Source organism: Chryseobacterium sp. CBTAP 102 (assembly GCF_003201365.1).
Taxonomy (GTDB): domain Bacteria; phylum Bacteroidota; class Bacteroidia; order Flavobacteriales; family Weeksellaceae; genus Chryseobacterium; species Chryseobacterium candidae.
Genome location: NZ_QICX01000010.1, coordinates 152,815 through 179,548, shown reverse-complemented (window position 1 = coordinate 179,548; position 26,734 = coordinate 152,815). Strand labels below are relative to the sequence as shown.

Genomic DNA, 26,734 nt, shown 5'->3' with positions numbered 1-26,734 from the left:
TATTTTATTTTTAAAATCCTTTATCTTATTGATAAAGGATTTTTTTTGCTTTATACCCAAGCAGGGAACCCTAAACTCATACATAATGAGTAATAGATGATAAACAATACATCGATTATTCATGAACCATCAATCATCAACGATCACTTACTTATCAACTATCAACTATCATTAATCACTCATCCTTATGATGGAAAGTACACCCTCCAGTTGTCACTCCATAGGAGTCTGAACAAAGTATTATCAAATAACTCAGTATTACTTTTGCTTTTTTAACCTTTGAACTCTTAAGACTCTAATAAAGTTGGCTGGATTCTTGGGAATGACACAGTAGGAAAGAAGCAGGCCAAATAAAAAGAAAGACGCCATTGGAAAAGAAATAGCACCATTGGAAAAGATAACCACGGAACTCGTACCCTGACCTTGTTACATCATTTTATAATTTATCATTGATGATTCATTCACCATCCTAGCCCCGATAGAAATGGTTACCCCACAGCTTGTGTTGGAGAGTTGCTGGGTTTGAGTGTGGGAAAGTACAGGTGCGAGGAGTATGAATGGATAGCGGGAAACAGCTCCTGAAATCTCAAGAGTCCTTTAGTAAACTATTTCCTTCTATAACTCTATTTTACTCGAATAAATTCAATAAGTTTGTACTAGTTTTCCAAAAATAATTATAATGTCAGGAAATATTCTGATCATCGATGATGAGATCAAACTCCTTAAGTTACTAGGAATGATCCTTTCCCAAGAGAATTTTAATGTAAAAGAAGCTTCTACGGCACGGTCGGCAATGACAATGCTGGAGCAATATGAGTTTGATGTCGTTCTGAGTGATGTGCGTCTCCCTGATGCTTTTGGTGTAGAGCTTGTAAAGTCTATCAAGAATAAATATCCTCAAATTGAAATTATTCTTATGACTGCATTTGGTAATATTACAGATGCGGTGCAGGCTATGAAGAATGGAGCTTATGATTATCTGGTGAAAGGAGATGATAATGAGAAAATAATTCCGTTGGTATATAAAGCTCTTGATAAGGTGAAAGATAACAAATCAAGAGTTGTTCAGCAGGCTGTGACAAAAGGATTTGATCAGATTATCGGTAAATCTCCATTAATTTTGCAGGCTAAGAAATTGGCTGAAAAAGTGGCTTTAACGGATGCTGCTGTTCTTCTTACAGGTGAAACAGGTACGGGTAAAGAGGTTTTTGCCAGCGCTATTCATGAAGGGAGCGACAGAAAGAAAAACAGCTTTGTGGCTATCAACTGTTCAGCATTTAGTAAAGAAATTCTGGAGAGTGAGCTTTTTGGTCACAAGCAAGGTGCTTTTACAGGTGCAGTGAAAGATAAAAAGGGATTGATTGAAGAAGCTAACGGAGGAACTCTGTTTCTGGATGAAATCGGTGAGATGCCTATAGAACTCCAGGCAAAGCTTCTCAGGGTTTTGGAAACCAGGGAATTTATCAAAATGGGTGAAACTAAAGTTTCAAAGTCAGATTTCAGATTAATTGCAGCAACCAACAGAGATCTGGAAGATGAAATAAAGCAGGGAAACTTCAGAGAAGACCTTTATTTCAGGCTGAATGTATTTGAAATCACACTTCCTCCATTAAGAGAAAGAAAAGAAGACCTAAAGGCAATTGCCAGGCATTTTATTGATATTTTTTCTCATAAACTTCATCTGACAGCGGTTCAGGTAGATCCGGACTATTATAAAGCACTGGAGAAAAATGACTGGAAAGGGAATATCCGTGAATTGAGAAATACGGTAGAACGAAGCCTGATTTTAATGGATAACAATGTCCTTGATGCAGAGAGTCTTCCTCATTATTCTGAAAAAACAGCTCCGGAAAGTGATTCTCTAAGCATCAGGTCGCTTGAGAAGATACATATACAAAAAGTATTGCAGTATACTAAAGGAAATAAAGCAGAAGCTGCCCGTCTCCTTGAGATCGGCATTGCCACCTTATACCGGAAGCTTGAAGAATACGGATTAAAATAAAACGATTATCATTTTAATAAAGAGCCTATCATTTTGATAGGCTTTTCTGTTTTTATATAGTGAGATGTTTTAGTTTAACGTGCTATTAGTCAGTGTTTTGACTGTTTGTTTTTCAAAATGGACCTTCTTTTGGCATATAGTCTCTGAATAAAATATTTAAAAATGACAATTTCAAGAAAAACGTTTAAAAAACGGGAGCACTCTACTTTTAGTCTGCTGATTGTATCGTACGTATTGTTAACCCTTTTAACCCTAATGATTAAGATATGATGCTCATAAGTTTAATGCTGCTTTTTGCAGTATTGTTTTGGCTTTTATATAAATCAGTTGAATTTTTTGATAGAATATAAATTATGTGGAGTTTATTTTTCCTCTCAATACTTGCCTTTGTGTATATCTGTTATGTTTTAATGAAACCTGAAAAATTTTAATTGATCATGAATACAGAAATTTTAGGCGTTATAGCAATGTTTGCTATTACATTAGTTATCGGAATTTTTTTAGGAAAATATATAGCTAATGTCTATGGATACAAAAAAACTTTTCTTGATCCGGTTTTTGAACCTGTTGAAAAGTTAATTTATAAAATATCGGGTATTAATCCTACCCGTCAGATGAATTGGAAACAGAATATGTACGCCATGCTGGCCATTAATCTGATCTGGTTCATCATTGGCTTTCTTCTTTTAATGAATCAGGCCTGGCTTCCTTTAAATCCAGATGGAAACCCGAATATGTCGCCTGATCTGGCTTTTAATACCACCATTTCATTCTTAGTGAACTGTAATTTACAGCACTATTCAGGAGAAACAGGAGTAAGTTATCTGAGCCAGCTTTATCTGATGTTTTTACAGTTTGTTACGGCTGCAACGGGAATGGCGGCTATGGCTGTTCTTTTCAAAGCTTTTAAAGAAAAAACAAGTACTGAACTTGGGAATTTCTATGATTTTTTTACAAAATCAATGATCAGAATTCTGGTTCCGATAAGTGTAATTGTTGCTTTAATTCTTTCCATCAACGGAAGTCCGATGACTTTCGAAGGAAAGGATCATGTTATAACACTTGAAGGGCAAAAAGCAGATGTTTCCAGAGGGCCTGTATCTGCATTTGTTGCGATTAAGCACTTAGGAACCAATGGAGGTGGATTTTTCGGAGCGAACTCAGCACATCCGCTTGAAAATCCTAATTATATGACCAATATGACAGAAATGGTCACTCAGATGATCATTCCGTTTGCCCTGGTATTTGCCCTGGGTTTTTATCTGAAGAAAAGAAAATTGTCATGGGTGATTTTTACCGTAATGACCGTTGGTTTTCTGGCGCTTACCATTCCGAATATTGTAAATGAAACGGGAGGGAATCCTTTGATTACACAAATGGGAGGAGACAGCAGCCTCGGTGCCATGGAAGGTAAAGAAATCCGCTTCGGAAGTGCAGCATCCGGTTATTGGAGTATTGCAACCACAGTAATTTCAACGGGATCAGTGAACTCAATGCATGACAGTACTATGCCTCTTTCGGGGATGAATGAACTTTTGGCAATGATGATCAACTGCTTTTACGGAGGCTGCGGAGTCGGAATTCTGAACTATTTCATCTTTATCATTCTGGCCGTGTTTATCAGTGGTCTTATGGTAGGAAGAACGCCTGAGTTTATGGGTAAAAAGATTGAAGCCAAAGAAATGAAGATTGCGATGATTGTGGCTTTATTCCATCCTTTCTTAATTCTTGCAGGAACAGCTTTAACAGCCTATCTGCCGGAATTTGGAGCAAAGACATTGAATAACCCGGGTTTTCATGGTTTCAGTGAAATGCTGTATGAGTTTACCTCTTCAGCAGCGAATAACGGATCCGGATTTGAAGGATTGGGAGACAACACACCATGGTGGAATATCTCAACCGGAATTGTACTGCTGCTCTCAAGATTCATCCCGATCATAGGACCGGTAGCCATTGCAGGACTGCTGGCACAGAAGAAATATATCCCTGAGAGTTCAGGAACACTGAAAACAGATACGGCTACTTTCGGATTTATGACCCTGGCAGTGATTCTCCTGATTGCAGCATTATCTTTCTTCCCTGCATTGACATTAGGCCCTATTGCAGAGCAGATTCAGTATTTCTCAAAATAAATGTGAACATTAAAAATTATAATCAATATTCAACTATTAAGTATGCTGAAAAGTTTGAGGAAGCTAGTCTCATACTTACGAAACGTTCACTTAATATTATCCATATCTATCCTTATTATTTGGCAGAACTTAATGGTTACTATTGATTTACAATGATATAAATTCTTTCAAAAAAATGAAAAATCAGTCACAAACATTGTTTCAAAGAGATTTGGTAAACGAAGCGATCAAACAGTCCTTCGTGAAACTGAATCCGAAAATTATGTTTAAAAATCCGGTAATGTTCCTGGTGGAAATCGGAACCATTGTCATGTTTATCGTAAGCATGTTCAGCCTTACCGGTGATCAATCTCAGGGAAGCTTTTCCTATAACTTTTTAGTATTTATTATTTTATTTTTCACCGTTCTGTTTGCCAATTTTGCAGAAGCTATCGCAGAGGCAAGAGGAAAAGCACAGGCTGATACCCTCAGAAAGACCAGGGAAGAAACTCCTGCCAAATTAGTGCTGGATAATAAACCCGGTTTTCAGGTAGAAACAAGGCTGAAGATGTCTGCTGAAATGACATTAGGCGATATTTTCCTTTGTGAGGCCGGAGATCAGATTCCAATGGATGGGGAGATCATAGAAGGTCTTGCTACCATTGATGAGTCTGCTATTACCGGGGAAAGCGCACCTGTTATCCGTGAAGCGGGAGGAGACAAAAGCTCTGTAACAGGAGGTACAAAAGTGCTGTCAGACAGAATTAAAGTAAAAGTAACTACAAAACCGGGAGAATCCTTTCTAGATAAAATGATCGCTCTTGTAGAAGGAGCATCAAGACAGAAAACACCAAACGAAATCGCATTAACCATACTTTTAGCGGGATTCACTCTTACATTTATTATTGTTACCCTCACTTTAAAGCCTTTTGCAGACTACGCGCAGACTCCGATTACCATAGCGGCATTTATATCTCTTTTCGTTTGTCTTATTCCGACAACCATCGGCGGTCTGCTTTCTGCAATCGGGATTGCAGGGATGGACAGAGCATTGAGAGCCAATGTAATTACAAAAAGCGGTAAAGCCGTAGAAACTGCGGGAGATATTGATGTTCTTTTGCTTGATAAAACCGGAACAATCACCATTGGAAACCGTAAGGCAACCCAATTTCATCCTGCCAATGGAATTCAGATTGAAGAATTCATTAAAGCCTCTGCACTAAGTTCCGTAGCGGATGAAACACCGGAAGGAAAATCAATCATAGAACTGAGTGCTTTGAAATCCGAAGATTTATTGGTTTCCAATCCTACTTATATTGATTTTACTGCGGAAACAAGAACTTCAGGAATTGATTTTGATGAAACAAGAATCCGTAAAGGAGCTTATGATACGATAAAAAAACTGACTGAAAAAGCCGGGAATATCTTCCCTCAGGAAACCCAGGATGCGGTAACCAAAATTTCTGAAAACGGAGGAACTCCTCTGGTAGTAGCTGTTAATGAAAAAGTATGGGGCGTTATTGAACTTCAGGATATCATCAAAACCGGAATTCAGGAGCGTTTTCAAAGACTTAGAAAAATGGGAGTAAAAACGGTAATGGTAACCGGAGATAATCCTCTGACAGCAAAATTCATTGCAGAAAAAGCAGGAGTAGATGATTTTATTGCGGAAGCCAAGCCTGAAGATAAGATGAATTACATCAAAAAGGAACAGCAGGAAGGTAAGCTGGTAGCGATGATGGGAGACGGTACGAATGATGCTCCGGCACTGGCACAGGCCGATGTAGGTGTAGCTATGAACAGCGGAACGCAGGCTGCAAAAGAAGCAGGTAACATGGTAGACCTTGATAATGATCCTACAAAGCTGATCGAAATTGTGGAAATCGGAAAGCAGCTGTTGATGACAAGAGGAACACTGACAACTTTCAGTATTGCGAATGACGTGGCAAAATATTTTGCCATTATTCCTGCACTATTTATCACTTTCATTCCTTCGCTTCAGAAGCTGAATATTATGAACCTTCACAGCCCGGAAACAGCCATCTTATCAGCGGTGATTTTCAATGCAGTGATTATTCCGTTCCTGATTCCGCTGGCGTTGAAAGGAGTGGCGTACAAACCAATCGGTGCGAGTGCCTTATTGAGAAGGAATCTTTTGATCTACGGCCTTGGCGGAGTAATTGTTCCGTTCATAGGGATCAAAATCATTGATCTGGTAATCAGTTTATTCTATTAAAATTTAAAAAATGAAAAATCATATTGTTTCAGCATTCAGATTAACACTTGTAATGCTGGTGGTGACAGGTATTTATCTGGCTGTAGTATACGGAGGATCTAAAATACTTCCCAACAAAGGAAACGGAGAAGTTATTTATGACAAAGGGCAGAAGTTTTATGCCAATATCGGGCAGGAATTCAAATCTGAAAAGTATTTCCACGGCCGTCCTTCTTCTGTTAATTATAATGCAGCGGGAAGTGGTGGAAGCAACAAAGGTCCAAGTAATAAAGAATATCTGGAAACTGTACAGAAAAGAATCGATACTTTGAAAATGGATAATCCTGAAATGGTAAATGCAAAAGTCCCTGTAGAGCTTGTTACAGCCAGCGGAAGCGGCCTGGATCCTGATATTTCTGAAGAAGGAGCATTGTATCAGGCGAAGAGAATTGCAAAAGTGAGAAATATTTCAGAAGCGCAAATTAAAAGCTTAATTAATAATCAGACTGAAAAGCCGTTGTTAGGGCTTTTCGGACCCTCAAAAGTGAATGTTCTGAAGCTTAATATTGCTTTGGATCAATTAAAATAATACATTTAATAAACGATACTCATGGTAAGCTTTTAAACCTTGACATGATTAATATACCTTATAATAAAAGTGAAAAAATATCTAGCTATAGCTACGCTATCAGGGCTGTTTTTAGCCAAAGCACAATCATCAGATTCATTAAAAACTGGCAATAAAGTTACGTTTTCCGCTTATGCAGAACTCTTTTATACCTACGATTTTAATGAGCCCGGAAATCATATGCGTCAAAATTTTCTCTATTCCTATAACAGACATAATGAAATGAATCTTAATCTGGGATTGGTGAAGGCCAATTACCAAAGCGAAAATATCCGCGCCAATATTGCTTTGATGGCAGGAACTTATGCACAAGATAATATGGCTGCGGAGCAAAATGCATTGCGGTATATCAATGAAGCCAACGTAGGGATCAGAATATCAAAAAATAAAAATCTGTGGATTGATGCCGGGATCATGCCTTCACATATCGGCTGGGAAAGCGCCATAGGAAGGGATAATTTGAATCTGACAAGAAGTTTGGCTGCCGAAAACTCACCCTATTTCGAAACAGGAGCCAAAATTTCTTATACCTCAGATAATGGGAAATGGTTTTTAAGCGGACTGGTATTGAACGGATGGCAGAGAATAGCCAAACCTGAAGGAAACCAGAGTATTTCTTTCGGACATCAGATAACGTATAAACCTAATGATAAAATTACTTTGAACAGCAGCTCATTCATAGGAAATGATAAAGCAAAAGAGGACAAAAGGATGCGTTATTTCCATGATTTGTATGGAAGCTTCCAGATAACGGATCAGTTTTCTGCGGTATTAGGATTTGATATTGGTGCAGAGCAAAAATCAAAGGGTAGCGAGCAGTATAATATCTGGTACAGCCCGAATGTTCAGATGAAATATCAATTGGACAACAAATGGGCGCTGGCAGGAAGACTGGAATATTATAATGATAAAAATGGTGTGATTATCAGTACTGAAACACCTAATGGATTTCAGACTTTCGGATACTCTCTCAATGTAGATTATGCAGTATTCAAAAATGTAGTTTTCCGCACAGAAGCGAGAGGCTTTACTTCAAAAGATGCCATTTTTGCTAAAAATGATGAATTTAAAAAAGGAAATTTCTATATAACATCGAGCTTAGCAGTCTGGTTCTAAAACCGGTTTAGCCACAGAAAAAAGTGCTTAAAGTAAAATTAAAAAGAATAAAATCAATGTCATCAGCAAAAGATTTTTTAGAACTGATTCAAAAATCCCGTAAAGGAAAATTCAAAATTTATATCGGGATGAGTGCAGGGGTAGGAAAGAGTTTCCGTATGCTTCAGGAAGCGCATTCTCTTTTGCGAAATGGCATTGATGTAAAAATCGGGTATATTGAAACTCATGGACGGGAAGAAACTGAAGCTCTGGTAGAAGGTCTTCCTCAAATTGAAAGGAAATCGGTTTTTTATAAAGGAAAGAATCTTGAGGAAATGGACCTTCAGGCCATTATCAATGAACATCCTGAAGTTGTTTTAGTGGATGAGCTGGCCCATACCAACGTAGAAGGCTCTAAAAATAAAAAAAGATGGCAGGATGTGCTGGAAATTCTTGATAACGGAATCAACGTGATCAGCGCCATGAATATCCAGCATATCGAAAGCCTGAATGAAGAGGTAAAGAAAATCACAGGAGTAGAAGTAACAGAAAGAGTTCCGGATAAGATTCTGGCCCTGGCAGATGAAGTAGTTAATATTGACCTTACGGCTGATGAGCTGCTGACCCGCTTAAAAGAGGGGAAAATCTATAAAAAAGAAAAAATTCAGACGGCTCTCAGTAACTTTTTCCAGAGCGGACATATTCTGCAGCTTCGTGAATTGGCTTTAAAAGAAGTAGCCACTCACGTGGAAAGAAAGGTGGAAACTGAAATTAAAACCGAAAATTTTAAACCTGTAAAATTTCTGGCCTGTATCAGCAGTAATGAAAAAATTGCCAAAACAATTATCCGCAAAACGGCAAGATTGGCCAGTTATTACAACAGTCCATGGACTGTTTTGTACATTCAGAAACCTTCTGAAAATCCGGAAAAAATTGCATTGGATAAACAGCGGTATTTAATTAATAATTTTAATTTAGCACAGGAATTGGGCGCCAAAGTAGTCCGGATCAAGGAAAGCAGTGTTCACAACGGAATCCTGGAATATGTGATTGCTCATAATATCACCACGGTCTGCATTGGAAAGCCTCATGCCAGTTTCTGGCAGCGAATGTCAGGCTACAGCTGGATCTATACCCTTATGAACAGGCTGAATGAAAGACAGATAGATATTATTATTTTATCATAAAAATAATGAAACTTAAAACGAAACTTACCTTAGGCGTGGGCCTTTTATTTCTGCTGATCGTGCTTCTTTCAGTGATAGGTTCTGTATACATCAACAAATTAAAATCCGATACTGAAAAAATTCTTACGGCCAATTATAACAGTCTGGAATTTTCCAAAAATATGCTTCTGGCACTGGATAATATCAGTACAGACAGTGCCGTAGCCATAGCAGACTTTCGGAAAAATAATAAACTGCAGGAAAAAAACCTTACAGAATTTGGAGAAAAAGAAGCTACTCAGAATCTGAATCTCCATTTCAACAGTTATCTGAAAGCGCCTGATATCCATAAAGAAAAGCTCATCCGTGAGGATCTTGCGAAGATCATGTCTTTGAATATGAAAGGCATAGAACGGAAGAGTGATATTGCGATCATTACAGCAGAAAACGCTACTTTCTGGATTGTAAGTTTGGGAACCGTATGTTTTCTGATTGCTTTTATATTGCTTTTCAATTTACCCCAGACCATTGCCGAGCCTATCAATCAGCTTACGTTCAGTATCAAACAGATTGCCGACAAAAACTATAATGAAAGAGTTCATTTTAAAGGAAGTGAAGAGTTCAGCAGTCTGGCAGATTCATTCAATACGATGGCTGAGAAACTTCAGGAGTACGAAAGCAGTACACTTTCTAAGCAATTGATGGATAAAAAACGGATCGAAACCCTGGTCAATAATATGCATGATGCGGTTATTGGTCTGGATGAGCATCATTTTATCTACATGATCAATGACGAAGCGCTGAAGATCACCAATCTCCATAAAGAAGATATTATTGGAAAAACCGCGCATGAAGTTGCCATCAACAATGATCTGATGCGTGAACTGCTGAAAAATATAGATCATCCGGTAAAAGATCCGATTAAAATTGTTCGCGATAACAAGGAAAATTATTTTGAACAGGATATTATTCCCATCAATATTGTAAAAACCGGCGAAAAAGAGAAAAAATATATCGGAAAGGTAATTTTGTTAAGAAATATTACCCCTTTTAAAGAACTGGATTTTGCCAAAACCAACTTTATTGCGACCATTTCCCATGAATTGAAAACTCCGATTTCTGCGATCAAAATGGGTGTTCAGCTTCTTGGAAACCAAAAGTTCGGAGAACTGAACGAGCAACAGCAGGAATTGTTGAAGAGCATCAATGAAGACGGACAGCGTTTATTGGATATCACAGGAGAATTGCTTAATCTTTCCCAGGTAGAATCCGGAAATATAAGACTGACAGTGGAAAAATGCTCTCCTAAAGAAATTGTGCAGACTGCTGTAAAAAATGTTGAAAAGCTTGCCGAACAGAAAAATATTTCCATCAGTACAGAATATCTTCTGGAAGATAACGATGCTGTGACTGCTGATTTTGACAAAACCGTCTGGGTAATGAATAATTTTTTAACCAATGCGGTAAAGCACTCTTTTCAGGACGAAAATATTAAGATTGTAGTAGAAAAGCTGGATTCTTTCATTCAGTTCAGTATTATTGATACCGGAAGCGGGATTGATGAAAAGTACCACCGTCAGATCTTTGACCGCTATTTTCAGGTGCCGGGAGAACATCAGAATGGAACAGGATTAGGCTTGGCTATTTCAAAAAACTTCATTGAAAAACAACACGGAGAAATAGGAGTAAAAAGTTCGCTGAATAATGGAAGTACGTTTTATTTCAGACTGCCTGTTTCGTAAGGATTAAATAACGTATTGAAACACCTTATAGGTTTTATAAACCTATAAGGTGTTTCATTTTAGTGAGAAAATATTGTGGAAACTTATTGTTTATCAATCAAATCCAGGAACTGTTGTTCATCCAGAATCTCAATGGTTCCGATATCCTGAGCTTTTTTCAGCTTGCTTCCTGCTTTTTCACCTACTACGAGATAGTTGAGGTTTTTCGAAACCGCAGAAATATTTTTCCCGCCATGCTTTTCTACCATTTCCTCAGCAGATTCTCTGGTAAATAGAGATAATTTTCCAGTGAAAAGGAATGTTTTTCCCTCCAGAACATTGGATAATACTTCATTTGTGCTTTCTCCTTTTTCAAGCTGTACTCCGTAAGATTTCAACCGCTCGATCATCAATAGGTTTTCAGAATTCTGGAAGAAATCAACAATGCTTACTGCAATCTTAACGCCGATATCTTCTACCTGGCAAAGCTCTTCTACCGTAGCACTCTTCAATTCTTCAATTGTAGGGAAGTTTTTTACCAGTTTCTTAGCAACCGTTTCTCCTACATGTTTAATCCCGATTCCGTACAATACTTTCTCAAAAGGAATTTCTTTGGATTTTTCAATTCCTGTGATGATATTCTGCGCGGATTTCTCAGCCATTCTTTCCAGGGGAAGAAGCTGTTCTTTCGTTAAAACATAGAAGTCGGCAGGGTTTTCAATCAGTTTCTCTCTATACAGCTGTTCAATCGTTTCACTTCCCAGATTGTCAATATTCAACGCTTTTCTGGAAACATAGTGAATCATTCTTCCTACAACCTGTGGCGGGCAATGAAGTTCGTTCGGACAGAAATGAATCGCCTGATCTTCAATTTTTACCAGCTCAGTACCACATTCAGGACAATGTTTGATATATTCTATTTCTTTGCTTTCTTCCGTTCTCTTATCTGTATTTACGCCTACAATTTTCGGAATGATTTCACCTCCTTTTTCTACATACACAAAATCATTCTCATGAAGATCCAGCTTTTTGATGATATCTTCATTGTGAAGAGAAGCTCTTTTTACGATGGTTCCGGCCAGTAAAACAGGTTTAAGATTGGCAACAGGAGTAATAGCACCCGTTCTTCCCACCTGATAAGACACACTCTGAAGTTCTGTCTCTACCTTTTCTGCTTTAAATTTATAAGCCATTGCCCAACGTGGAGATTTGGCTGTATAGCCAAGCTGTCTCTGCTGCTGTAATGAATTCACTTTTAAAACGATTCCGTCAATTTCAAAAGGAAGATTATGACGTTCGGTATCCCAAAACGTAATAAATTCCTGTACTTCAGCCATCGTTTTACATAATTTGGCCTGCTGTGATGTTTTAAAGCCCCAGCTCTGAGCTTTCTGAAGCAGCTCCCAATGGGTTTCTGCAGGAACTTCATCAGAAATAAACTGATACAATACCGAAGAAAGTCCGCGTTTTCTTACCTCAGCGCTGTCCTGCATTTTCAAACTTCCGCTGGCTGTATTTCTTGGATTCATGAAGGGATCAAGACCTTCTTCTTCACGCAGTTTATTGATTTTGTCAAAGTTTTTTCTGGTCAGATAAATTTCCCCACGCATGAAAAAATGAGTGGGGAAATCACCCTTCAAAGTCAGAGGAATATCTGAAATAGTTCTCACATTCGGGGTAATCTCATCTCCCTGAAAACCGTCACCACGGGTAACCGCCTGTGAAAGTTTTCCGTTTTCATAAAGGATAGAAATGGATGCACCGTCATACTTCAGTTCAGCAACAAACTCCACAGGATCTTCAATGGTTTTGATGATTCTCTTTTCCCAGTCTTCCAGATCATCAAAATCATAAGAATTATCCAGAGAATACATCCTGAATTTATGCTGAATGGTAGGGAAAACCTTGGTAACACCACCACCTACACGAACGGTAGGAGAATTTTCATCATAAAATTCGGGATACCTGGCTTCCAGATCCTGTAGCTCCTCCAGAAGCATGTCAAATTCATAATCTGTAATAGTAGGAGTATCCAGTTGGTAGTAGTTTTCGTTATGCTGGTGAAGTTCCTTGCGGAGCTGTTCTATCTTTTGTTGAATGTTTTCAGACATTGGGTTTCTATCTTTTGGGCAAAAATAACTAAAGTAATTGCATTTAAAAAATAACAGAATAAAATACTACAGGAAAATTAAAAATGCTTAATACACCTTAATACATTGGTTTTACAGAAATTAAAACACTTGTTTAAAGTAATTTAACATAACGTTCTGATTTAATTAAAAAAATGTTAAAGCTTTCTTAAACACCCTGCTGCTAAAGTCAAAATACCTTTGCACGTCTAATTAAAAGAAACCTCAGATTAATCTATCAATATGAAAATCAAAGAGGTTTCCTGGCGAATATCAAAAAATTAATAATATAGATCTTCGGAAGAAATGAAAAAAGTAAAGATTGTACTGGGATTATTGTTTTTAGGGCTTGGGACAATGGCTTATGCACAGACCACACAGGCTTCTATTGTAGGGAAAGTTACCGGACCGGGAAGTACGGTTCAGGAAAAAGTGAAAGTAACGATCGTGAACGAGTCCACAGGATTCAGAACGGAAACCGAAACTAACTCAAAAGGAGAATATATTTTTAAAGAAATTCCTCTTGGCGGGCCTTACACTGTCATTGTAAACGATGATAAAAAAGAAGGTTACAGTGTGAACTTCGGAGATCAGGTGACCGTAAATATGGATCTGGGAAATGAAAAAGCTATTGAGGAAGTAAAAATTACAGGGAACCTTAAAAACAAGATCGGAAACCTTGGAGCGGCTACAGCAATTTCTGCTAAAAACATCAGCATGCTTCCGGTGAACGGAAGGAACTTCACCAATCTTACGGAACTTTCTCCTTTAAGTGGAAAAGGTGGAAACCTTTCCGGACAGCTTGGTTCTTCTACCAACTTTACCATTGATGGGATGACCGCAAAAAATCCCACTTCCGCAGGATCAACCACCAGCCGAAGCGGTGCTCCGTTTTCAATCTCCATTGAAGCCGTACGTGAATTCAAAATCACAACCAACCAATATGATGTTACGTTAGGAAGAAGTGGAGGAGGAACAGTAAGTGCTGTTACCAAATCAGGAACCAATAAATTTTCAGGAAGTGCCTGGGAATATTTAAGAACCAACTGGCTTTCCAGTCCCTATGATATCAGAGGAAATAAAAGAAACAATGATTTCTCCACTTCGCAGTTCGGGTTTTCATTGGGGGGTCCGATCATTAAAAATAAATTACATTTCTTCGTAGCATGGGATCATCAGCTGGATTCAAGACCATTGGTGATTGCTGATATCAAATCTCCGGATGATGAGAAGAGATTCAATACAACCACGCAGACGCTGAATCAGTTCCTGGATATTGCAAGAGCAAAATATGGAGTAGGAAACAGCCCGCAGTTCGGAACGTTTGATAAAGTGAGAAATTCTGATGCCGGATTTCTACGTTTAGACTGGCAGATCAATGAAAAGCATTTATTAACCCTTAGAAATAACTTTACTTACGATCTTAATAAAAACGGACTGGGCGACAATACCAATATCAACTTTTTTGAGTCGTACGGAAATGATAAAAACCTTGACAATAGCTTATTATTAACTTTAAGGTCAAATCTGAGGCCTAATTTAACCAACGAATTAAAGGCACAGTACCTTTATACATTCCAGGATAGTTACCAGAACAATCAATTAGGAAAACCTGTACCAAGAGCAATTGTGGAAGGAGTAGCTTCAGGTGCCGGATCTACTAATATTCAGATCGGAGGGCACCGTTTTGCACAGGAAAGCTTTAGGAATAATGTATTCCAGATCGTAGACAATCTATATTACAATACGGATAAGGTAAAATATACTTTCGGAGCTGATTTGATGTATACAACAGCGAAATCGGTATACGGAAGTGAGGTAAACGGTAGGTTCCATTTTCAGGGAATGAGTAATTTTGATGCAATGACGCCCTACAGATTCTACAGAGAAGTTCCTTTGATGGCAGATCCGTCTGTAAGATCAAATATATGGAACATCGGTCTGTACGGACAATTCCAGACCAAAGTGGCTAAAGGTCTTGATTTAATGGCTGGTTTAAGATTAGATTACGGAGGTTATCCAAAAGCAGAATTTAATCAGAAATTGTTTGATGAAATGGGAATCAGAACGGATAATCAGATCAAATCATTTGTGATCCAGCCAAGATTCCAGTTTGACTGGAATATCAATGAAGGAAATAAAGATTTCCTTAAGTTCGGTGCCGGAATTTTCTCTTCGGATATCAACAATTATATGATCATCAACAATCTTGTATTTGACGGGAAGCACCTTGCAACTGTGGATGTGAATCCTACAGCTATTGGTCTTACGCCGGATTTTAACAGCTATAGAAATGATTATAATTCGGTGCCTTCACTTTCCCAGTATCAGATCCCAACCATCAACTATACCGGTAAAGACGCAAAAATTCCAATCGTTTATAAAGCGAATATCTCTTATACTCACTTCTTTAATGAGAGATTCAGAGCGGGAATCGCAGGATACATGGCTTTAGGCAGAAACAACTACTATTACTATGACAGAAACATGGTGGCCAATCCTTTCTTTACCTTAGCTAATGAAGGAGGAAGAGGAGTATTTATCCCTACAACTGCCATTACCAATAATGCCAATAACAGTGTAAGTTTCGACTGGAAAGCAGGAAGAATTAATAAAAATTTCGGAAGAGTACTGGAATTGGTAAGTGATGGTAAAGTAAACCAGTTCTCATTCGTATTAGATACAAGTTACCGTTACTGGAAAGATGGAGAAATCACAGCAAGTTACACATGGTCGGACATTAAAGACAATACTTCTTACAACGGAAATGTAGCGAACTCTGCAACATTGTCTACCATGATTCAGAGTGACCCGAGAGATTTAAGAATGACCTATTCTGACAACCAGTTCCGTAATAAAGTCGTGATCTATGGTAACTCGCCTACGATTGCCGGATTTACACTGGGAATCAGATATTCAGGAATAGGTGGAACGCGTTTCTCTGCAACTACAGGAGGAAATATCAATGGAGACTTCGTAGATTCCAACGACCTTGCTTTTATCTTCCCGAACCTCACCAAAGCTGTTCTGGATGATCCGCAGGTAGGGCAGGCTCTGAAAGATTATATCAGCGAATACAATGGAAAAATTGCAGAACGTAACGGAGGTAAAAACGGTTTCTACGGAGTCTGGGACGTTCGTGTAGCGAAGAAAATTAAATTCGATAAAGTGGGAGCTTTCGAACTTTCCGTAGATATCTTCAACGTAGCCAATCTTCTCAACAAAGAATGGGGGGTAAACAAATCATATAATAATACATCTTTGTATAAAGTAACCAAGTTCAATAAAGACACAATGCAGTACGAATACACCAAAAACGTAAGTGGAGGTGGACTGGTTCCTCTATCCGGAAATCCATATCAGATTCAGATCGGAGCGAAATACTCCTTCTAATATCTTTTTAAAACCACAGAAGACATAAAAGAAATTGAAACAGCAGATTAATGGGTATTGAAACCTTAGTTTTAGCCAGAAAATCTTTTATGTCTTTGTGGTTTCCATTTTGTAATAACTACCTTTATCAGGAAGTTTTACGACTTTATTTTTAATAATTTAAATTATATTATGAAAAATTTTATCTTAGGGTTAGCAGTTTTAAGTACAGTTATGATGAAAGCACAAACCCAGATTATTGCCCATAGAGGATATTTCCAGGCTCAGCCTCCAACAACGGAGAATTCACTTCAATCACTGGAAAATGCCCAGAAGTTAAAAGTATATGGGTCTGAATTTGATGTGAGAATGACAAAAGATGGTGTATTGGTGATCAACCACGATGAGCACCACGGTAAAATGGAAATTTCAGAAACCACTTTCAAAGAGCTGGAATCATTGAAATTATCCAACGGAGAAAAATTCCCCACCTTAAAAGATTATTTGAAACAAGGAAAAAAAGATAAGTCTCTGAAACTGATTGTGGAGATCAAACCTGCAAAAACTCCGGAAATTGAAAATGAGATTACGCAGAAAACCATCAAAATGATCAAAGATATGAAGTTGGAATCTCAAAGTGAGTTTATTTCTTTCAGCCTTAATATCTGTAAAGAGATCAAAAAACTTGCTCCATCTTTTAAAGTACAATATCTGAACGGAGAACTTTCTCCTGAACAAATCAAAAAAGAAGGATTGGATGGAATGGATTATCACTACAGTGTTTTCCAGAAAAACCCAACCTGGATTGCTGATGCAAAAGCATTAGGATTAATTACCAATGCCTGGACAGTGAATGACGTTGCTGTATATGATGAACTGAAAAAACAGGGAATTGGATTTGTAACAACCAATATTCCTGATCAGTTAAAGAATAAATAACTATTTTAAGCTTCTCACAAAGAGTGTAACGAAGGGCAAAATATTCTCCTCCTCCGGGAGTTGTAAAAATTTAAAAAATTTTTGACGAGTGGGTTTACAACACTTCTCAATGAAACCAACAATAATTATAATTTACACAGTCTGCCTCCTTTTAAAGGGCAGACTGTTTGTTTTTAGACAATAAGCTCTTCTTTGTAATGATAATGAAAAAAAATATTATTAAGATAATATTCATTTTATCTGTAAATCAATTTGTTACATGTTTTGTGTGGTATTATCTCAAGAAAAGACAATAAAGATACATAAATACAGCCGGAGACTGGTATTAAAAATGATTAATTAATTATTTTCTTGATAATTAATAATTTATGTAATATTATTAAGGTTTGATTAATATGTGGTTTAATTAATTTTTAAGAAACGTTAAAATTGTGTTAAGGTCATCCTTGTAATGTCGTTCTAATTTTGCGCAAACAAAAAGGAAATGCGTAAAGAGACACAAAAACTGTTGGTTTTGTCGCTGTTAGGATTTGTCAGTGTCAATCTGGCAGCTCAGCAGAAAGCTAAAAAAGACACAGTTAAAGGACTTGATGAAGTAGTAGTTACTGCTTTGGGAATTAAGAGACATGACAGAGCTTTAGGCTATGTTGCAGAAAAAGTAGAAGCCAAAACATTTGAAGAAACCCAGAACAACAACTGGGCGCAATCAATGGAAGGAAAAGTGGCAGGTCTTAAAATCCAGACTGCCGGAGCAGGACCGCTTGGGACTTCCAGAATTACCCTGAGAGGAGAGAAATCAATTATGATGGATCATAACTATGCTCTGATTGTGGTGGATGGTGTACCATTGGGAAATTCTACTACAGGTTCCGGTACGGCGGCCTACGGAGCTGGTTCTGGAGGTGATGTTCCCATCGATCTTGGAAACGGACTGAACAGCATCAATCCGGATGACATTGAATCTGTAACCGTATTGAAAGGAGCTTCTGCTGCTGCATTATATGGTTCCCGTGCTGCCAATGGAGCCTTAATGATCACCACAAAATCCGGCAAAACAAAGAACGGAAAACTAAAAGTCACTTTTAACTCTTCCTCAAGCTTTGATTCCGTATTGAAATGGCCGGACTGGCAATACGAATACGGACAGGGAACACTGGCCACAAATGCCGGAAGTTTTTACTACTCATATGGTCTTTCTCCGGATGGTCCAAGTACCGGAGGCACCAGTAGTGCTTTCGGACCTAAATTCGCCGGACAGTATTATTTCCAATATGATCCTGAGGTGATGGGACAGAGCAAGGAAAGACAATTGTGGAGGCCTTATGAAAATAATATCAAAGGTTTCTGGAGAACAGGTTCTACCTACTCCAACAGTATTTCAGTAGAAAGCTCCAATGACAAAACAAGTTTCAGGTCTTCACTAACCTATCTTAATAACGAATGGATGATGCCTAATACTGGTTTTGACAGATTCAATTTTGCTTTGTCATTTGCCCATCAGCTAACCAAAAAATTAAAAATATCAACCAAATTTGCTTATAACACTACTTCCAGTGATAATCTTCCTGCGACAGGATACAACAATCAGTCGATCTCTTATTTCATGATCTTCCAGAATCCCAATGTGGACCTTGAATGGTATAAGCCGATCTGGAAGCCGGGCCAGGAACAGGTTGATCAGATCCATCCGTTCAGTTCCTATATTGATAACCCTTATATGATTGCTTACGAAATGCTGAATGGCGTGAGAAAGAAAACCATTACAGGAAATATCACTGCTGATTATCAGTTTAATAAGAATTTCAGTCTGATGTTGAGGTCAGGAATTGAAATTCTGAACGAAAAAAGAACCACCAAAAGACCATGGAGTTCTGCCAATTACCTGAAAGGTTTCTATAGAGAACAGTTTATCAAAAACCAGGAATATAATAACGACCTTTTATTTTCTTATAAAGGAGACTGGAATAAATTCAGTATTTCCGCTTCTGCAGGAGGAAGTATCCGTTATAATGAATACCTGTTGAATGATTATCAGGCCATCGGATTGAAAACTGCCGGAGAATACAGTCTTACCAATGCACTTAATATTCCGGTTAAATATCCGGCACCAAGAGATAAACATGTTGACAGTGTGTACGGATTGCTTACTCTTGGATATGACAATAAAATATTTGTGGACGTTACCGGAAGAAATGACTGGAGTTCTACGCTTCCGAAGCAGAACAGATCATTCTTTTATCCTTCAGTAAGTACCAGTTTCATTTTATCAGATATTTTTAATCTCAAAAGCAATAATCTGAACTTATGGAAACTGAGAGCTTCATGGGCAAAAGTTGGGATAGACAGTGATCCTTATCTTCTGGATAACTATTATTCAGCAAGTAACATTACAGGAAGTGTAGTAGCACCTACGATCTTTAATAATCCTTCTCTTAAACCTGAAAAAAATACCAATATTGAAGCCGGTATGGATTTCAGCCTTTTCAAAAACAGATTGAATCTTAATCTTACTGCGTATCAGAATTTCAGTGAAAACCAGATTATCCCTGTTTCGCTGCCCTCAGAAAGCGGATACTCAAAAAGAATTATCAATGCAGGGAAAATCCGAAACAGAGGTTTGGAATTTTCAACGGATATCTTAGCGGTAAAACGTAAAGACTTCTCATGGAAAGTAGGGGGAAACTGGTCTACCAACGAAAACAGAGTGATGACCTTACCTGAAGGGTTTGATGGTATCGTTTCCAACGTAGGAGATGTAGTATTCTATAAAATGGAAACAGGAGGCTCACTTGGTGATATGTATGGATTTAAATTACTGAGGACTCCGGACGGAAAAGTAATTTATGGCGACAACGGACTTCCTGCAAGACCTGCAGATATTGAAAAAGTAGGAAATGCATTCCCGAAATGGAGAGCTGGTCTTCAGAATGATTTCCGAATTAAAAACTTTACAATAAGCTTCTCATTTGACGGCCAGTATGGTGGTATTGCTTATTCTCAGTCACATCATAAAATGTCTGAACAAGGCAAGCTGAAATCTACCCTTCCGGGAAGAGACAATCCTGATGGAATGATTGTAGGAGATGGAGTGGTTCAGAACCCTGACGGATCTTTCAGTACGAACACAAAAGGAGTACTTGTATCTTCTTATTACGGAGATTATTACAGAAGGGCCAATGTGGAAACCAATAGCTTCAGTACAGATTTTATAAAACTGAGAGACGCAAGAATTGCCTATTCCTTCCCGAAAGAAACCATCAAATCTATAGGTCTGGATGATCTTACCATTGCCATTTTCGGAAAGAACCTGTGGATGTGGACCAAATTTCCAATGTTTGATCCCGAAGTGGCTACTTTGGATAATGCAACCATCACTCCGGGAGTGGAAATGGGGCAGCTTCCGACAGCAAGAACAGTTGGTTTTCAGTTAAATATTAAATTCTAAAATCTTAAAAAATGAAAAAAATAATCATACATCTGACATGGGTAGTTTCTGTTTTCATGCTTCAATCCTGTGACAGAACTTTCGAGGAAATGAATACAGACACCAGCAAAATCAAAGACCCTTCCGTTGGAAGCCTTCTTGCTCCCATCCAGTATGAAATGTCGAGTTACGGCTATAACAGGGCAGATGATTTCACTTTTGATATCATGCAGATTGCTTTGGATTTTCCCAATGAAGGAAATTCTTACAGCAGATATTATATGGACGAAAAAAGTGGCAATGGCTACTGGAATACTTCTTACAGATGGCTTAAGCAGGTAAGTGACCTGAGAAAATATGCAGCCAAGGAGCAGAATAATAATTATCTGGCGATTTCAATGGTCCTGAATGCATGGATTGCCTCCAACCTTACTGATGCTTTCGGAGATATACCTTTATCTGAAGCAGTAAGAGTTGAAGAAAATATTTTAAGACCAAAATATGATAAGCAGAAAGATGTCTATATTGAGCTGTTAAATGACCTGAAAACAGCCAACTCGTTATTCAATACCAATCAGGTATTAACGGAAACAGATTTGTTTTATAATGCCAACACCAATAGCCAGACCGGAATTTTAGGATGGAAAAAATTCTGTAACTCTCTTTCATTAAGATTACTGACCAGAATTCTAAGCCGGAACGGAGAAGTGAATGTGTATGAAAGAATCCAGGAAATTGTCAATAATCCGGCTCAATATCCAATTTTCCAGAACAACGCAGACAGTGCAGTGTTGCCGCTTTCCGGAATATCTCCTTACTTGCCGCCGATAGCCCGCCCGCAGGATTTTACAGCTTACAGGGCAGCAGGCGAATTCTTTGTAAATGCCATGAAAGACAATAATGATCCAAGGCTGAGCCTGTTTTTTACGAAAGCTAAAGCAGGAACAGGAGAAGATCTTGGCTATAAAGGAGCGCCTTCAGGATATGCTTTGGGAACATCTTTCAACTATCAGCCTTCCAACCTGAACCAGAACCTGGCGAAAGCACCTTTAAAGATTTTAATCATGACCTATTCTGAAGTTCAGTTTATCCTGGCAGAATTAGTCAATAAAGGAATTGTCGCAGGAAATCAGCAGACCTATTACGAAAACGGAGTGAAATCTATTATCGAACAATGGGGAGCAACAGTTCCTGCCAATTATTTCAGCAATCCAAAAGTAGCTTATGATGGCTCGCTGCAAAAGCTTATGCTTCAGAAATATATTTCCCTGTTTTTTGTTGACCATCAGCAATGGTATGAATACAGACGTACAAAACTTCCGGTACTTCCCAATAACGGAGGTCTTCAGAACGGCGGACAGATGCCCGTGAGATTCATGTATCCTACCGCTACAAAAGTGATGAATACAGATAATTACAACGCAGCCGTACAATCCATGGGAGGCGACAATATCAATATAAAAATGTGGTGGAATAAATAATAACCCCCAATTAAAAAATAATAAAAATTTAAAAATTATGAATATCAATATAAAATTTTTAATGCCTTGTATGCTGATTTCTGCAATGGCGTTCTCACAAGCTTCTGTTTCCGGATATGTCTACGAAGACAGCAACAAAAATCAAAAGAAAGAAAACCGCGAAAAAGGAATTGAAGGAATAGCTGTTTCTAATGGAGTTCAGGTTGTTCTTACGGATAAAAACGGAAGATACAGCCTGCCGGTTCAGGAAGATCAGACTATTTTTGTGATCAAGCCTTCAGGGTATCAGACTGCCTTAAATGCAAACAATCTTCCACAGTTCTATTACCATCATAAGCCCAAAGGTTCTCCGGCAGATTTCAAATACAAAGGAGTAGCTCCCACAGGAGAAATTCCAAAAGAATTGAACTTCCCGCTTTATGCGCAAAACGAAAATAAAAACTTCGATATCCTCGTTTTCGGTGATCCGCAGCCTTACACAGAAAAAGAACTGGATTATTTCAAAAGAGGAATTGTAAATGAAGTGAAGAATACCAAGAAAAATGCAGTGCTGGGAATCAGTCTGGGAGACCTCGTAGGAGATAATTTAAATCTTCAGAAGCCTTATGCAGATGTAATGAAAGAAATAGGGCTTCCTTGGTATAATGTGATGGGAAACCACGATATGAATTATGATGCGAATGAAGACAAACTTTCCGATGAAACATTTGAATCTAATTTTGGTCCGGCCAATTACGCTTTCAATTATGGGAATGTACACTTCATCATTTTAGACGATATTCTTTACCCGGATCCGAGAGACGGCAAAGGATATTGGGGCGGATTCCGTGAAGACCAGCTTCAGTTTATCGAAAATGATCTGAAACTGGTTGACAAGAATAAACTGATTGTCATTTCTTTCCACATTCCGTTGGAGCATAACAACGAAGACAACTTCAGAAATGCAGACCGCCAGAAGTTATTTGATTTCTTAAATCCTTTCCGGAATGTATTGCTTTTATCAGCACACACCCATATTCAACAGCAGATTTTCTACGGTAAAAAAGCAGGCTGGAACGGAATCAAAGAACTGCATGAATATAACGTAGGAACTACTTGCGGGGATTGGTACTCAGGAACACCAGATGATGCCGGACTTCCTACTTCAACGATGAGAGACGGAACAGCAAAAGGATATTCTTTCATCAGCTTTGCAGATAATCAGTATAAAGTGAAATACAGAACAGCCGGAAAACCGGAAGATTATCAGATCAAATTATATGTTCCGAAAGTGATTTCTTCCTCAAGAACCTCAGCAAAATTGTTGGCTAATTTTTTCATGGGAAGCAAAAAAGACAAGGTAGAATACAGAATAGATGGTGGAAAATGGGAAGAAATGAAGTACGATGAAACCATAGACCCGAATTTTGCTCTTTCTGTTTTCAAATGGGATTCTACAGAGAAAATTCTTCCGGGAAGAAGACCTTCCAACCCCGAAATGTCAAAACACATCTGGGAGGCTGATTTTCCCAAGAAATTAGCATTGGGAAAACACAAAGTTGAGGTGAAAGCAGCCGATATGTACGGAAATGAATTCTCAGCTTCAGAAGAATTTGAAGTTCAGAATTCAATTCAGATTCCTTAAGCTTTTTATTTTTTTTACTATACTTTTTTTAGATTTTGAAACCGGTTCTCATGAGCCGGTTTTAATTTTTATCGAGGTTTACAAAAAACCATTAAAAAACTATTAAATCCATGTTTTTGCTGTTTCGTAAAAATGTTCTTTCGTAACTTTGTACTAAGAAAAGTATCATTACTATGAATATAAACGGAAAAAATGCCATCGTAACAGGTGGTGGAAGAGGACTAGGGAAGGCTGTGGCACTAGCTTTAGCGAATGAAGGAGTAAATGTTGCCATTACAGGAAGAAATGAGGAGAACCTTAAAATGACGGTTGAAGAAATTAAAAAACTGGGAGTAAACTCAGCCTATGCAGTTTTTTCTGTAGACAATGAAATTCAGGTAAAGGCTGGAATAGAATCTTTAGCAGAGCAGTTGGGCGGAATAGATATTTTGATCAACAACGCAGGAATAGGAGACTTTGGTTCCATTGAAGAAATGCCTTCCGAAACATGGGAACAGGTTATTAAAACCAATCTTTTCGGAGTATACTATGCAGCCAAAGCAGCTTATCCATTCATGAAAGCTAAAGGAGAAGGTGATATCGTTAACGTAGCTTCTACTGCAGGTTTGAAAGGAGGACCGAATATGTCAGCATATGCCGCTTCAAAAGCAGCCGTAGTATCCCTGTCTCAATCTATGATGGCAGAATGGAGAAAACAAAATATCCGTGTGATCACACTGACGCCAAGTACTATTGCTTCTGATATGAGCATTCAGGGAGGTCTTACAGACGGAAATCCTGATAAAGTATTACAGCCGGAAGACTTTGCAGAATGGGTAAGAGATATCCTGAAAATGAACAGAAGAGCACTGATTGCAAACGGTTCTATTTTCTCTACAAATCCATAATAAGTTTTAAAATTTAACGTTCAGGGTTTAGAGTTTAATGTTTAAAGCATTTGGCAAAGGATATTTTAATCTAGTTTGAATGATAGAAAATCAATAGGAGCGGGCTTTAGTCCGCTCTCTTTTTACAGTTTATTGTATGGCTTCAGCCAAAATTTAGAATTTTCCTGCAATACAAATTTGTGTAATCTTTGAGACAAACCGTCACAAATAAACTTTCTCGTAGCATTCATTCAAAAAATTACAAAAAATCCCCGGTTTCAGCCAAAAATTCCCCCATCATTTTTTTAACCGTAATAACATTAGTATTTTTGCAGCAAATTAGTCACATGCAAAATTATTTAGAATTCAATTTCAGGATTTCTCCATTGCAACCTTGGAACGAAATATTAATGGCAGAGCTTATAGAAATAGGTTTTGACAGCTTTACAGAAGAAATTGACGGAATTTTAGGATATATCCAGACAGAATTGTTTCACGAAGATCAGCTGAAAGCACTTCCGATCTTTGAAAACGAAAATGTAAAAATCGAATATTCTTTCGAAGAAATGCCGAACATCAACTGGAATGAAGAATGGGAAAAGAATTTCTCTCCAATCAATATTGATGATAAAGTATTGATCCGGGCAGAGTTCCATGAATCTGTACCGGGAATGCATGAAATTATCATCCAGCCTAAAATGTCTTTCGGAACGGGACATCACCCAACGACCCATTTGATGATCCAGCAAATGATGGACATTGATTTCAATGGCAAAAAAGTACTGGATATGGGATGCGGAACTTCTGTATTGGCCATTTATGCAAAACAGCAGGGCGCAGGAGATACAAAAGCTATTGATATCGACGAATGGTCAGTAGAAAACTCCAAAGAAAATGCGGTAAGAAATAATGTAGAACTGGATATTGAACAGGGAACTGCCGAAAACCTGGGAAAAGAAAATTATGACATTATTTTAGCCAATATCAACAGAAATATCCTTATTTCAGATATTCCAACCTATGTTTCAGTATTGAACAAAGGTGGAAAACTGTTGCTTTCAGGTCTTTGTTTCTTTGATGTGGACGATATTCTGGAAGTCTGTAAAGAAAGCGGACTGGAGCTTAAAAAGAAGTTACAGCGTGAAGAATGGGTAAGTCTTCTGCTTGAAAAATAACACAACAAAAATAAAATACGAATATAAAAACTTTATGGAAAGCTTTATTTTTAATGACGCTGCAACTTTTTGCAGCTCAGGAAAATGAAGGATATGCAGATGGAATCTTTGGGTTTGAAGAAAATAAAACGCAGAAAATCTTTATATTACAATTAGATCTACTGTAGTTTATTAATTCTTATAACTAGGGATAATATCGGTAAAAAACAGATGGGATTATTAACCCCATCTGTAAAGTTTTTTGATCATTTGTGTGTTTTGATCGGAATTTGACCGGAATTTCGGAAAAAAAAAGAATCAAGAAAAATAATAGAGTACATCACGGGTACATCATATTTTTTTTGCTTATCTGTAAGGGAAAATTATTAGGTTGTATAAATGATGTATGTTCGTGGTTTTTGTGCGGTGTAAATGGGGTTTGCAATATTTTGTAAAATTAAAGATGTATTGTATTTTGTGCTTGATCCCTTTTTTTCTTCAAAATAAATATGAAGTTCTGCATCATGGGGTTCTGCATTGAGGATATCAAAGTGCTGAACTAAAAATTCCGGAAGTAATAATTTAAGAAGTTCGTGATCGCTTAACATTATGCAAAGATAAAGCTACTTAACATTACCCCCAACTTTTGAGACTGATCCATTATTTTGCTGTAAAAGGTTTGGGATACAACAAAAAAGACTTACTGTTTCTAGTAAGTCTTTAAGTGAGCGCGAAAGGATTCGAACCTTTGACCGTCTGCTTAGAAGGCAGATGCTCTATCCAGCTGAGCTACGCACCCTAAATGTT

At 37.9% G+C, this 26,734-nt stretch carries 15 protein-coding genes and 1 tRNA gene; 14 read left to right on the top strand and 2 right to left on the bottom strand.

What is annotated here, in order from left to right:
- Window positions 1-679 precede the first annotated feature (679 nt).
- The 7 genes from C8D70_RS14885 to C8D70_RS14850 all read left to right on the top strand — a co-directional run bounded on the left by C8D70_RS14885 (window position 680) and on the right by C8D70_RS14850 (window position 10,959).
- Window positions 680-2,002, top strand: a complete 1,323-nt coding sequence (locus tag C8D70_RS14885; RefSeq protein WP_110367805.1) for a sigma-54-dependent transcriptional regulator — start codon at window positions 680-682, stop codon at window positions 2,000-2,002.
- Window positions 2,003-2,439: 437 nt separating this feature from the next.
- Window positions 2,440-4,134 carry a potassium-transporting ATPase subunit KdpA gene (kdpA, locus tag C8D70_RS14875; RefSeq protein WP_110367804.1) on the top strand — a complete coding sequence of 565 codons (1,695 nt, stop codon included), beginning with the start codon at window positions 2,440-2,442 and terminating at the stop codon, window positions 4,132-4,134.
- Between the two features lie 175 nt (window positions 4,135-4,309).
- Window positions 4,310-6,349: a potassium-transporting ATPase subunit KdpB gene (gene kdpB / locus C8D70_RS14870; protein ID WP_110367803.1), complete on the top strand. Its 2,040-nt coding sequence runs from the start codon at window positions 4,310-4,312 to the stop codon at window positions 6,347-6,349.
- Between the two features lie 10 nt (window positions 6,350-6,359).
- Entirely contained in the window at window positions 6,360-6,917 is a 558-nt protein-coding gene (gene kdpC, locus C8D70_RS14865; protein WP_110367802.1) for a potassium-transporting ATPase subunit KdpC, read from the top strand.
- 69 nt (window positions 6,918-6,986) lie between these two features.
- Entirely contained in the window at window positions 6,987-8,072 is a 1,086-nt protein-coding gene (locus C8D70_RS14860; protein ID WP_110367801.1) for a porin, read from the top strand.
- A 56-nt stretch (window positions 8,073-8,128) separates the two neighbouring features.
- Entirely contained in the window at window positions 8,129-9,238 is a 1,110-nt protein-coding gene (locus tag C8D70_RS14855; protein WP_076597562.1) for a histidine kinase, read from the top strand.
- 5 nt (window positions 9,239-9,243) lie between these two features.
- Complete coding sequence (locus C8D70_RS14850) at window positions 9,244-10,959, top strand: ATP-binding protein (RefSeq protein ID WP_110367800.1); 1,716 nt, start codon at window positions 9,244-9,246, stop codon at window positions 10,957-10,959.
- Window positions 10,960-11,042: 83 nt separating this feature from the next.
- On the opposite strand, the gene ligA is transcribed toward C8D70_RS14850, so the two are convergent.
- Window positions 11,043-13,049, bottom strand: coding sequence for an NAD-dependent DNA ligase LigA (gene ligA, locus C8D70_RS14845; protein WP_110367799.1), 2,007 nt, complete (start codon window positions 13,047-13,049; stop codon window positions 11,043-11,045).
- 324 nt (window positions 13,050-13,373) lie between these two features.
- Between ligA and C8D70_RS14840 the strand changes: the two genes are divergently transcribed.
- The 7 genes from C8D70_RS14840 (at window position 13,374) to prmA (ending at window position 25,948) form a co-directional block, all read left to right on the top strand.
- Window positions 13,374-16,460, top strand: coding sequence for a TonB-dependent receptor (locus C8D70_RS14840; RefSeq protein WP_110367798.1), 3,087 nt, complete (start codon window positions 13,374-13,376; stop codon window positions 16,458-16,460).
- A 171-nt stretch (window positions 16,461-16,631) separates the two neighbouring features.
- Entirely contained in the window at window positions 16,632-17,378 is a 747-nt protein-coding gene (locus C8D70_RS14835; protein WP_076597568.1) for a glycerophosphodiester phosphodiesterase, read from the top strand.
- Between the two features lie 484 nt (window positions 17,379-17,862).
- On the top strand, window positions 17,863-20,823 hold the full coding sequence (locus C8D70_RS14830; protein ID WP_110367797.1) for a SusC/RagA family TonB-linked outer membrane protein: 2,961 nt from the start codon (window positions 17,863-17,865) through the stop codon (window positions 20,821-20,823).
- A gap of 11 nt (window positions 20,824-20,834) precedes the next feature.
- The gene (locus C8D70_RS14825) at window positions 20,835-22,283 is read left to right on the top strand and encodes a SusD/RagB family nutrient-binding outer membrane lipoprotein (RefSeq protein ID WP_110367796.1); all 1,449 of its coding nucleotides are present in this window, start codon (window positions 20,835-20,837) and stop codon (window positions 22,281-22,283) included.
- Between the two features lie 61 nt (window positions 22,284-22,344).
- Window positions 22,345-23,907, top strand: a complete 1,563-nt coding sequence (locus C8D70_RS14820; RefSeq protein ID WP_110367795.1) for a calcineurin-like phosphoesterase C-terminal domain-containing protein — start codon at window positions 22,345-22,347, stop codon at window positions 23,905-23,907.
- A 173-nt stretch (window positions 23,908-24,080) separates the two neighbouring features.
- On the top strand, window positions 24,081-24,794 hold the full coding sequence (locus C8D70_RS14815; protein WP_076597572.1) for a 3-ketoacyl-ACP reductase: 714 nt from the start codon (window positions 24,081-24,083) through the stop codon (window positions 24,792-24,794).
- Between the two features lie 326 nt (window positions 24,795-25,120).
- Complete coding sequence (gene prmA, locus C8D70_RS14810; RefSeq protein ID WP_076597573.1) at window positions 25,121-25,948, top strand: 50S ribosomal protein L11 methyltransferase; 828 nt, start codon at window positions 25,121-25,123, stop codon at window positions 25,946-25,948.
- A 704-nt stretch (window positions 25,949-26,652) separates the two neighbouring features.
- Here prmA and C8D70_RS14795 read toward each other — a convergent pair.
- A tRNA-Arg gene (locus tag C8D70_RS14795) sits at window positions 26,653-26,726 on the bottom strand.
- Between the last annotated feature and the right edge of the window lie 8 nt (window positions 26,727-26,734).

Bases quoted from the DNA above. Each gene is read 5' to 3' on its own strand.
- C8D70_RS14885 (WP_110367805.1), top strand. From the start codon at position 680: ATGTCAGGAAATATTCTGATCATCGATGATGAGATCAAACTCCTTAAG.
- kdpA (WP_110367804.1), top strand. From the start codon at position 2,440: ATGAATACAGAAATTTTAGGCGTTATAGCAATGTTTGCTATTACATTA.
- kdpB (WP_110367803.1), top strand. From the start codon at position 4,310: ATGAAAAATCAGTCACAAACATTGTTTCAAAGAGATTTGGTAAACGAA.
- kdpC (WP_110367802.1), top strand. From the start codon at position 6,360: ATGAAAAATCATATTGTTTCAGCATTCAGATTAACACTTGTAATGCTG.
- C8D70_RS14855 (WP_076597562.1), top strand. From the start codon at position 8,129: ATGTCATCAGCAAAAGATTTTTTAGAACTGATTCAAAAATCCCGTAAA.
- C8D70_RS14850 (WP_110367800.1), top strand. From the start codon at position 9,244: ATGAAACTTAAAACGAAACTTACCTTAGGCGTGGGCCTTTTATTTCTG.
- ligA (WP_110367799.1), bottom strand. From the start codon at position 13,049: ATGTCTGAAAACATTCAACAAAAGATAGAACAGCTCCGCAAGGAACTT.
- C8D70_RS14840 (WP_110367798.1), top strand. From the start codon at position 13,374: ATGAAAAAAGTAAAGATTGTACTGGGATTATTGTTTTTAGGGCTTGGG.
- C8D70_RS14835 (WP_076597568.1), top strand. From the start codon at position 16,632: ATGAAAAATTTTATCTTAGGGTTAGCAGTTTTAAGTACAGTTATGATG.
- C8D70_RS14830 (WP_110367797.1), top strand. From the start codon at position 17,863: ATGCGTAAAGAGACACAAAAACTGTTGGTTTTGTCGCTGTTAGGATTT.
- C8D70_RS14825 (WP_110367796.1), top strand. From the start codon at position 20,835: ATGAAAAAAATAATCATACATCTGACATGGGTAGTTTCTGTTTTCATG.
- C8D70_RS14820 (WP_110367795.1), top strand. From the start codon at position 22,345: ATGCCTTGTATGCTGATTTCTGCAATGGCGTTCTCACAAGCTTCTGTT.
- C8D70_RS14815 (WP_076597572.1), top strand. From the start codon at position 24,081: ATGAATATAAACGGAAAAAATGCCATCGTAACAGGTGGTGGAAGAGGA.
- prmA (WP_076597573.1), top strand. From the start codon at position 25,121: ATGCAAAATTATTTAGAATTCAATTTCAGGATTTCTCCATTGCAACCT.